The organism is Prevotella vespertina (assembly GCF_009728485.1).
GTDB lineage: Bacteria > Bacteroidota > Bacteroidia > Bacteroidales > Bacteroidaceae > Prevotella > Prevotella vespertina.
The window spans coordinates 33,428-44,436 of sequence record NZ_VVIQ01000014.1 but is presented as its reverse complement, the minus strand read 5'-3'; the positions used below and the strand labels follow the sequence as shown (position 1 = coordinate 44,436).

Sequence of the window (11,009 nt, the reverse complement as noted above, 5' to 3'; positions counted from 1 at the left end):
AAGGTCGCTTTACTTGAATAAAAGTACTTCAAAAGATTTTTTTACGTCCTAATGATAACTTTTGTCTTGATGTTTTTTATGTAAACTAATAAGTATAGAATAAAAAAGTTGTTATCATTTTTTGGGTATTGTAGATGTAAGATTGCTATCAATGAGAAGTCAGGATTCCAGTTTTTAAGAGTAGAATCGTGGTTATTTGGTACCTTAAAAACCTAGATTTATTTCTGTTTTATGTTGCTGTCATTCTTAACACTTTGCATAAATCCTTTGTTCTTAGGAGATGATAAGACGATAATTAGTGATAAGAATGACAGCAAAATGTAAATGCTAGTTTAATAAAAGAAGTTGCAAATCAGTGAATGAATCGTTAAGGCGGTGTGTTGATTATAGGCAGATTGATAGGGAGCGACTAATGTCATTTGCAAAGATAATATATTTGTGTTGAATAACAATAATATCCTACTTTTGTGTATTGAGATTTTAGAGAGTCATCCTTATCATCATATTTTAAAAGGAGAACATCGGTGGAAAAAAGAGATGTAAATGCTTGTTTTATCAGGTTTTTTTTATATCTTTGGCACAGAGATAGTGGTACACTAAATATCAAATAGAAATGAAATATAAGCTATTAATATTCCTTTTGATGCTAGCAAATAACTGCCTGGCATTAGTATTCCAGCCCGATACGATTGCAATTAGTAATGGAATGTCACATAATACATTAGATGAAGATGGTTATGATATGACTGCTGACACCGTTGCTAATTATTTGAATAAACCTATTCAACATCTTATGAACTTTCAGAACGATACCATACAGCTAAGAATCTCCGTCCCCAAAGACAACAAGGGGTATTATCAATGGAGAGGTTTTACGATTTCTAACTTTTATGTGAAGTGTTCGGAAGCTACATTCCAGGGGATGTCTGCAGCGATATTGTCACCAGTCACCATGATAGCAGGTGCTGATAGTAATACAAATTCAGTCTATACTGACCGCCTACTTATCATTGAATACAAAGGGAAGAAATGGGTATATGCTAATGTTATCCGTAACACCGATTGTGAAGACTCGTTCGGTTTTGAAGATTTAAGAGCAGGAGAAGAAGGATTAGAATTAATCTATATGGCAGGACAAGGGTATAAGTACTATTACAATATACTCATCGCAATGTCTTTTGGTCAGCCCTGTTTAATGAACTTGGATGTAGAAGAATGCAATTCAACTGCGCAATATCAAGTCACTCATCAGTATGATTTTACAGCCTCGGATGAGGATGACTGCTATCCTCTTTACGCTTATCGACGACACTTCCCAATGTTACTTCGTGGTGGAAATTATGATTCTTTCGTCAGATAAGGATAATTATTACTTATCTGTGGCACATCCTTTTATCAGTAAACACTCTATGGCTTCCCTGTTTCTTTAGGTTATTCAAGGAGTATATTTGCACCTTAAAAACCTAGACTTATTTATGTTGCTGTCATTCTTAACACTTTGTATACATCCTTTGTTCTTAGTGGATTATAAACCGATAGTTAGTGAAAGGAATGACAGCAAATAGAAATAAACGCTTACATTCAATATGTAGTTAGTTGATATTTATTGCTTTGGCTGTTTATATTTCTTACCATGTAAAATCAGCCAACAACTATTCTCGGGGTGATCTGGAGACATAAATGAGTCTCCAAACTCTCCTACTTTTTTCCCATTAAGATATATATCACCTGCGGAGGTGGCTCTAGATCCGTGCATAAAAGATTCCATTCTAACAGTGTATTTGATTCTCTTTCCTCCTTGCCTGTAGTAGAAATAACCATTCCATGAGGATCTTTCATAAACAGACTCAACATCATCAATTCCAGAAATTCTTCTTGTTTTCACACGATGCATTATAATTGTTACTTTCTGTTTGCCTATATAATACGTTTCTCTCGTTATCTCTCCAGAATTATCCCTAAGTACTTCTTGCACTTCATTGGTACCTGGTATGGCTGCATAGAGTGGAGTAGCCGTTGCAAATAGGAGTGTTAAGGTAGCTGCATAAAATAATTTTTTCATAATTGATAATTTATTTAGAAGTTAATAATATCTCGGCATCGGTGTGATAGACGTGGACTTGCATGAGTGTATGATGCTGAAGGCTGTGCAGACCACATTGGAAAAAGGCGAGGAGAAAAAAGAGATGAGCCTATACGACTGGTATGCCAAAGTATTGGAGGACGACAAGGTAGCCTTACAGCGTATTAGCAAGGTTCTTGTCGCCGACTCAGCCTTCTCCAAAAGACCTTTCATCGACAAGGTAATGAAGATGGGCTTCCATGTTGTGAGCCGCTTGCGTCATGACGCAGCCTTGTTCTACACGTGGGACGGGGAACCTACAGGAAAGCCTGGCCGTCCTCGTGTCAAAGGTGATAAGATTGACGTAAGGAACATCGACATATCCAAAGTCAATGAGCTTGATTTAGGAGAGACCGAAGGCAAAGCCTATGCGCTAAAGGCATGGTGCAAGTCCTTGCATAGGGTCGTGTCACTTGTCATCCACGAGTTACCTAATGGCAGTCGGCGCTTGTATTTCTGTACGGATGAGAGTATGGACGGACGCGATGTGGTGGAGTACTACGCCACACGTTTCCAAGAGGAGTTTTGCTTTCGCGACGCAAAGCAGTTCCTCGGCCTTACAGATTGTCAGGCACGCGACAAGAAAAAACTTGAATTTGCTTTTAACTCTTCATTCACAGCACTCAATGTGGCGAAAATTATGTGCAAGGAACTTGGTACGTCCATCGGTCGCCTTAAAGCGAAGATGATCAATGCATACTATGCCAAACGAATTATTGACGTGTTCGAGAAGAACCCGAACACGCCATTAAATAAAGAAAGTGTTAATGATATATTTAGTTTCGCTGATGATGCAGCATAATATTTAACGGACTATTGCTTCTATACAAGTCTTAAAAAAGATGTGTAGAAAGAGTAGCTCCCCTTTGGAGAGGGGCAGAGGGGTGAGGCTTTTTCCCTACTTCTAGGTATTGCACTATTCCTTACAACATCCTACCTTTGCATTAACAAATCAAAGGCGAGCTCTAGAATCATTGATAAGGTCACAAAAAGCCCTATGGGGCGTGCTGTGACTATATCAAAGATTTACAGAACATGCCTGAATTTAAAACAATTTAAAATGATAAAGAAAAGAACCGTAAAACAGATTTTATGTAAATCGGCGTTTGTTTTCGCCGCTACGTTCGTTCTTTCGCTGCCCACTTACGCAAGGCACGAGAACGAAGTGAAAGTTAATACCGAAGCCAACATTAAGGGACGCGTAGTGGATAGTAAAACACAACATCCTCTTTCGCACGCGAGCGTGCTGGTTTTGGGTACAGTTATCACTACCACCACCGATGCCGATGGCCATTTTATGCTGCGAAATCTGCCTGTGGGAAAGGTGATTGTGGAAGTGCGCTCGTCTGGTTATAGGGCTTACAAACACGAGGTGACAACGCAAAAAAATATTACCCATGAGCTGAATGTGATGCTCAAACCCGACGAAATTGCGCTCGACGAGGTTGTTGTGTCGGCCAATCGTAGTCAAACACTTAGACGTGAGTCGCCTGTGGTTGTGAATGTTCTGGACACGAAGTTGCTCGAGTCTACCCATTCTACAACCTTGGTGCAGGGTTTAAACTTCCAACCGGGCGTGCGAACCGAAGATAATTGCACCAATTGCGGATTCTCGCAGGTGCGCATCAATGGGCTTGATGGTCATTATTCGCAAATATTAATCGACTCGCGACCCGTTTTCACGGCCCTTCAAGGTGTTTATGGACTCGAACAGATACCCTCTAACATGGTGCAACGTGTTGAAATTGTTCGCGGTGGTGGCTCGGCGCTCTTCGGTGCTTCGGCCATTGGTGGCACCATCAATATCATTACCAAAGAACCTAGCGAAAATTCGGCCGATGTGGCGCACACCATCACAGGCGCAACAAATGGCTCTACTGCTTTCGACAACAACACCACGGGCAACCTATCGGTTGTTACAACCAATAATAGAGCTGGGTTTTATCTCTATGGACAAAGCCGACACCGCGCTGCTTACGACCGCGATGGCGATGGTTACACCGACCTTCCCACGCTAGATAATAAAACTGTGGGGCTTAGCTCTTTCTTCCGACTCACCGATTACTCCAAAATAACCCTTAAATACCACGGCTTGAAGGAGTATAGACGTGGCGGAAACAAACTTTACTTGCCTGCTCACGAGGCCAATATTGCCGAACAAATCGAACATACCATCAACGGCGGAAGTTTGGGCTACGACCTCTTTAGCCTTAATGGTAAGGGACATTTCAGTGCTTATGCCTCGTTTCAAAACGTTGACCGTAAGAGTTATTACGGCGGACTGGGCGAACTGGCCACCGCTGCCGATGGACTTAAGGCCTTGAACGAAGCCTATAAACTGGGACTTAACCTCGATATGAGCGAAGACGATGCCGCCACGCTGCCCGCCAACCAACAACAAACGCTGGCCGATGCGCAAGCCTACGACAAAGCACAACGAGCCTATAACCTTACGCATAACATCAATTACATAGCTGGTGCGCAATATGTGCACAATTTCGACCGTCTGTGGTTCATGCCTTCGAGTCTTGTTGTGGGGGCCGAATATAGCTACGACCGCATTAAAGACCACTCGCTGGGCTACAACAGCCTGATGGAACAGCGCGTGAATATTGGTAGCTTCTTTGCTCAAAACGAATGGAAAAACAACCATTGGGGCTTGCTTCTGGGCGGACGACTAGACAAACACAACCTTATCTCGCATCTTATCTTTAGTCCGCGCGTTAATCTGCGCTACAATCCCACGCCCAACACCAATTTCCGACTTACTTACGCTGGCGGATTTAGAGCCCCACAGGCTTTTGATGAAGACCTTCATACGCGTATTGCTGATGGCGACCGTGTGAAAATTGCGTTGGCTAAGGATTTGAAAGAGGAACGTTCGCACAGCTTTAGTGCATCGGCCGACCTCTATAAAAGTTTTGGAACAGTACAAACCAACGTTCTTATTGAGGGCTTTTACACACGCCTTAACAACATGTTTGCTACACGCAAACTGGCTGATAATGTGATTATTGATGGCGCACGTGTTGAAGAACGCTTCAATTCTAACGGTGCAACGGTGTATGGAATTAACCTCGAGGGCAAGGCTTCGCTCTCGTCGTGGGCGCAATTGCAAGCTGGTTTTACTTGGCAAAGCAGCCGTTATCGCACGCCCGAAGAATGGGACGACGATGCTGCTCCCGAGTTTAAAACCACTAAACGTCTGCTGCGAACGCCCAACACCTACGGATATTTCACCCTCACTGTGCATCCCACCATCGATTTTGCCCTATCGTTATCGGGCGTTTACACGGGTAGAATGTATGTTGGCCACCCCAAAGGGGGGAGCGAGCGCACCAACGACTTTGCTATCATTGAGCACACTCCCGCGTTTCTCACGCTTAACCTGAAGCTTGCCTATAATTTCTACATAACTAAGCAGGTGAAATTGGAGGCTAGTGCGGGGGTGCAAAACATGCTCGATGCTTACCAAAAGGATTTGGATAAAGGGGCTTCGCGTGCCTCCGACTATGTTTACGGACCTACTCAACCCCGCAGTTTGTTTCTTGGGGTGAAGTTTTCGTACTAGGTATTATGTCTTTTTTACCAAAAACAGTGGGTAGAGTTGTTTTGATTTTGTGTATTGCTGGACACATTGCCGATGTTGTTATTGAAAATGTAGTGCACTACGCTCAAACAATATCATAGGCAAGATGCCGACAAGCCAACAAAAGATGAACTGGATGAAATGTAAGCAACATCAATTGTGTGATTAGTGGTCTTACAATTGATTTGGGTTTAAAAAGCTGGGTGTAATGATTGAAAGCTACGGTAAATAGACTTTACAAAACGCATTTCAGTACTACACCACACGTTTCCAAGAGGAGTTTTGCTTTCGCGACGCAAAGCAGTTCCTAGGTCTTACCGATTGTCAGGCACGCGACAAGAAAAAACTTGAATTTGCTTTTAACTCTTCATTCACAGCACTCAATGTGGCGAAGATTATATGCAAGGAACTTGGTACGTCCATCGGTCGCCTTAAAGCGAAGATGAACAATGCCTATTATGCGCAACGAATTATTGACGTGTTCGAGAAAAACCCGAACACGCCATTAAATAAAGAAAGGATAAATGATATATTTAGTTTCGCTGATGATGCAGCATAATATTTAACGGACTATTGTAATATGATATGTTTAGAAAACTTAGATACCATTTAATGTATGTTTGAGTTCTGTTGTGGATATAATTATTAGTAAGTCTTTTCTTCTTCTTTAGTTATATTCTGAAACAAATATAAACACAAATTTTGATTTGAAAGTCATTTTAGATATGTTTAACATAAAGATTGTTCCTTTACATTAATAGTTTCTTCTGTTTTGTTCTTTATTTATAATAAATTCCTCCAGAAAGCTCTTCCTGTTTACCAAGTAAATATATTTGTCCAGTTAGGAGCATTACTTCTAATCATGGAAGTTGGATAACCAGAGGTGCTCAAACGCTATGCGAAAGTTTCTTCTTGTCCTTCATTGTCAATTAATCGAACGGGTAGATGTGTTGTTGCTTTACCTAGATAAGCCTGCGAAATAGGCATATTGTGTCTCGTTGCTTGGGTTTGTTTCCTATTCATCAGGGGCTGATATGACTTAAGAATTATTTGCAGAAAGTGGAAATGAGAGGAGATGTTTTGTAATAAAATACTGCTAATTGAGGGGCTTGTATTTGCGTTTTTTTCAGCAAGCAATGCCCTTCTCTGTAAATAGGCGAATTATGGAGAAGGAAATGATGGTTGGCGTAAGGTGTTGATAAATAATGAGTTGCATGTAAGGATGCTATCTTTCAGGAGAGATTTGTGTGCTAATTCCGTCAAAAGGAGCTTGTTTTTAGTCTAAAAGTAGGTGCTTTTTACTTGAAACGGAGGTATGTTTTGCCCAAAACGGAGGTACGTTTTACCCAAAACGGAGGTACGTTTTCACAAAAACGATAGTACTTTTTCATAAAAAGCTAGTAATCTTCTCGATTTTTCGTTATATTCTTCTTGTTGTAAGTCTAGAATGAAAAAACAGATTGTAAAGTATATTTTGCATAAAAAGCTATGGGCTTTGTGCAATTCAATGAGGTAAAAATCATCCTTTTGTTAGTCCCTAACAGCCCACTTGTAATTTGTTATTTTAGTTTCAGTTAGTTCTTTTCTCTGATTTAGAAGGTTATAATTGGAAAAAAACTGCATAGATTTTCTTGTTAAGTGAAAATATATGTTTATATTTGCAAGTCATTTGTTTTGGAATCTTTCTAAAGGTTTTTTCAAACGATGATAAGTAGGCAGACTGGAGTTATTATTTTATATTGAAGTAAAGTATTCGGCCTTACCTGATTTTGATATCATAAACTTAGTAAAACAATAAAACGATTCAATGAAGTATCACCAACACATGTCAGGAATACGGAAGAAATTGCCTTCTTTGCTATTCCTTGCTACCTTCTTCTTGATGATTTCGTGGACTTCTCCCGCCTTCTCACAGGTGGTTGGCAAGAAGTTTTCTATTTCTTTCAAGGATAAGGGTGTAGCAGAAATCTTAGACTTTATCGCTACGAAGGGCGATTATAAGATTAATTACACGGATGATGTACGGAACGACTCATTGCTATTGACCATTTCTTTTGATGAGGTTGATGAGTTGGGAGCCGTTCAAAGTCTGCTTTCTCACACTCCTTTTACTTATAATGTGAGTGAGAAAGACATCAATGTCTTTAAGATGAAGAACGCCACTCAGGGTCAGTTCACATTGAGTGGTACGGTGAAAGACAAGGATGGGGCAGGGATTCCATTCGCCACCGTGCAGATTAAAGGAACGTCGCAGGGCGTTATTGCCGATATTGATGGCAATTTCTCAATGCCTGTAGAAAAGGAGGAGGGCATGATTAGCTTCTCCAGTGTGGGATATGAGAGTAAGAACTTGAAGTATCACGCTGGTAAACCAATGAATGTTGTTTTGCCTTCTTCGGCTTATACGATGGGCGAGGTGACAGTGGTTGCTTATGGTAAGCGAAACACACGTGAGCAAGTGGGTGCGATAACCTCTGTGAAGGTGGAAGACTTGCAGAAAGCTCCTACAGCTAGCCTTGAGAATCTCTTGCAAGGTCGTATGGCGGGTGTAGATGTTACCAATCTTTCAGGTTCGCCAGGCGGTGGTGGCTCTCGAATCACTATTCGTGGCTTTAGTTCTTTGAATCAGCAAGGAGTGAATGATGGCAGTCCGTTATTCGTTATTGATGGTGTTCCTGTCAATAGTACAGGTAATGCGAATACGGGTGGTATCAATCCTTTGTCAGCTCTCGACCCCTCAAGTATCGAGTCCGTACAGGTGTTGAAGGATGCAGCTTCGGCTTCCCTCTATGGTTCGCGTGCTGGTAATGGTGTGATTCTGATTACAACAAAGAAAGGAAAGTCAGGGCGTACAGAGGTAAGCGTGAATGTATCTCAGTCGCTTTCTTGGTTACCACGCACACCATTACAGACACTTGGTAAGGGAGAGCGCGATATTGCTTTGTTATTGGCGAAGAACCAACGTACGTCTCATTATGACTATACAACCGACCGACTGATTAATCCTGGATCATACAAAGACTCCTATGGTTGGGATGCAGAATACGATGGTTCGTATGACTACTTATGGCGCAATGGTCAGGTGCTTAATAGCGATCGCAATTTACCAGCTATAGCACAAGACTCCTTGAACACCTTTTATAATAATAGAACAAACTGGTGGAAATATGCCTTCCGTTTAGGTCGTGTGACCAAAGCCGACCTTCAGTTGGCAGGTGGAACGGATAATCTTCGTTATATGGTGAATGGTGGTGTCTATGACGAAACAGGTATCATGATTAGTTCCAACTTCCGTCGTTATAGCTTGTTGAGTAATCTTGACTTCAATCTCTCCACCAAGTTGAGTGCCTTCACACGTATTAATCTCTCTTATGCCACGCAACAGGCAGGCTCCGATGCGGGTCGTGCTCAAGGATTGACTTTCGATCCGAAGCGCACTTCCACATTGTTGCCAGGTAAGGGAAGTACGGCAGAGCGTGTTGCATTAAGGCAATTACGTGATATTGACAAGTTGAATTCTAACTATAATATTCGATTGAGTTTAGGTTTCAATTACAATATTCTTAAGAATTTGAAGTTCTCTTCAACTTATTCTCTCGACCATTATTTCACACGTGTCTACAGCTTTACGCCAGATTATCTGACCTATGACCTCAAGTCAGCGATACAAGCTGCAAACATTGCGATGACCAATATCCAGACAGAGAATATATTGACTTACAACCTCCTTCTCCCACATGATCAGAAGTTGGAGTTGATGGCAGGTATGACCTATAACCACGAACTTTTGCAGAATTTGAATGGTACTGCAAAGGGTGGTCCAACCAATTCTATTAAGTATGCAGGCGAAGGTTGGCCTTCACTCTTCAATGATAATGGAACGATAAGAGCCGCTCAGAGCTTCGGAACCGATAAGCAGGAACAATCCATGGTCAGCTTCTTGGGGCGTGCAGCCTATAGCTATAAGAAACGTTACATGGCGGAATTGTCTATTCGTTCTGATGGATCAAGTGTGTTCGGAAAGGACGTTCGTTGGGGTACATTCCCATCAGTGGGTCTAGGCTGGGCATTCAGTGAGGAAGCCTTCATGAAGAAGCTTTGGTGGTTGAGCTTTGGTAAGGTTCGCGCCTCATGGGGTAAGTCAGGACAGAAGTTCCAAGAGCCTTACTTAGCCTTAGGTATTATGTCAGAAAGTAACGTCTTTAATGGTTCTCTCGGATTGATACCACAAGACATGGCGAATCCAAAGTTGACTTGGGAGGAGAGTGATCAGTATGACCTTGGTCTCGATCTTCAGATGTTAGACTATCGTTTGAAGCTCAAGCTCGATTATTATTATAAGTATTCAAGCAAACTCTTGATGCAGTCTTACCTCCCTGGTAACGTCTTCCTTGCATCACGTATGTGGGATAATGCATCTGCAATCTCTAATGAGGGAATTGAGTTTGAAGCCTCTTATGATGTCATCCGCAATAAGAAGTGGAACTGGACGGTGGGCTTCAATCTCTCACACAACCGCAATATGTTGCGTAAAACCTATAATGGAGAAGACTTGAACGATAAGGTGCTTGGTCGTCCAGTCTATGGTATTTATACTTACAAGGATGAGGGAATAGTGCAGCGTGAAGAGGATATTCCAATGTATCGTAACGCCTCTGGTAAGTTGATGCCATTGTATTTCCAATCAGCAAATAACCCTTTGCGTGTAGGTGGAAGAAAGATTAAAGACCAGAACTATGATGGTGTTATTGATGATAAAGACCTCTATTATGCTGGTAGTACACTCCCTGCTGCTTATGGTGGTATCAATAGTCATTTGGAATGGAATGGCTTTAGTCTCGACTTACTCTTCAGTTACACCCTTGGTCGTAAGGTAATGAATATGGTCAAGAACAGTGCCTTTAGCTTCACAAAGGAGTTTGGCGTTATCATGAATAAGTTTAATATTCATGACTTCTGGACCACCAACAACCGTAATGCGAAATATCCTTCTTTGGAGTTCGCAGATAAGGATTACATCGGACAATTTGATGGAAACGTTGATTCAAACATAGAGACAATCAGCTTCTTACGCCTAAAGCAACTTGTACTGGGGTATAAGTTCCCACAGAACTGGTTGAAGAAGACCTTTATAAAAGAGGCTAATCTCTACCTCAGCGGAGAGAATCTCTTCCTCCTAACTAACTATTCGGGAGTAGATCCTGAAGTGATAGATCCTTATACAGGAAAGGATGATGGACGTGAATATCCATTGAATAGAAAGATTACTTTGGGTGTTAATTTAAAATTCTAAAGACG

General features: G+C 41.5%; 6 protein-coding genes. 5 read left to right on the top strand and 1 reads right to left on the bottom strand.

Annotated elements, in window-relative coordinates:
• The first annotated feature begins 613 nt into the window (after positions 1-613).
• On the top strand, positions 614-1,360 hold the full coding sequence (locus tag F0475_RS10625; RefSeq protein WP_155716616.1) for a hypothetical protein: 747 nt from the start codon (positions 614-616) through the stop codon (positions 1,358-1,360).
• A 243-nt stretch (positions 1,361-1,603) separates the two neighbouring features.
• Here F0475_RS10625 and F0475_RS10620 read toward each other — a convergent pair whose 3' ends face one another.
• Complete coding sequence (locus F0475_RS10620; RefSeq protein ID WP_155716615.1) at positions 1,604-2,062, bottom strand: hypothetical protein; 459 nt, start codon at positions 2,060-2,062, stop codon at positions 1,604-1,606.
• Positions 2,063-2,105: 43 nt separating this feature from the next.
• On the opposite strand from F0475_RS10620, the gene F0475_RS10615 reads away from it, so the two are divergent.
• From F0475_RS10615 to F0475_RS10600, 4 genes are all read left to right on the top strand, one after another.
• Positions 2,106-2,924 (top strand): transposase, encoded by an 819-nt coding sequence (locus F0475_RS10615; protein ID WP_317163222.1) that lies wholly within the window; start codon positions 2,106-2,108, stop codon positions 2,922-2,924.
• 258 nt (positions 2,925-3,182) lie between these two features.
• The gene (locus F0475_RS10610; protein WP_155716614.1) at positions 3,183-5,693 is read left to right on the top strand and encodes a TonB-dependent receptor; all 2,511 of its coding nucleotides are present in this window, start codon (positions 3,183-3,185) and stop codon (positions 5,691-5,693) included.
• Positions 5,694-6,096: 403 nt separating this feature from the next.
• A complete protein-coding gene (locus tag F0475_RS11900) occupies positions 6,097-6,270 on the top strand; it encodes a hypothetical protein (protein ID WP_234423000.1) in 174 nt (57 codons plus the stop codon).
• Positions 6,271-7,518: 1,248 nt separating this feature from the next.
• Positions 7,519-11,004, top strand: a complete 3,486-nt coding sequence (locus F0475_RS10600; protein WP_155716613.1) for a SusC/RagA family TonB-linked outer membrane protein — start codon at positions 7,519-7,521, stop codon at positions 11,002-11,004.
• Positions 11,005-11,009 lie beyond the last annotated feature (5 nt).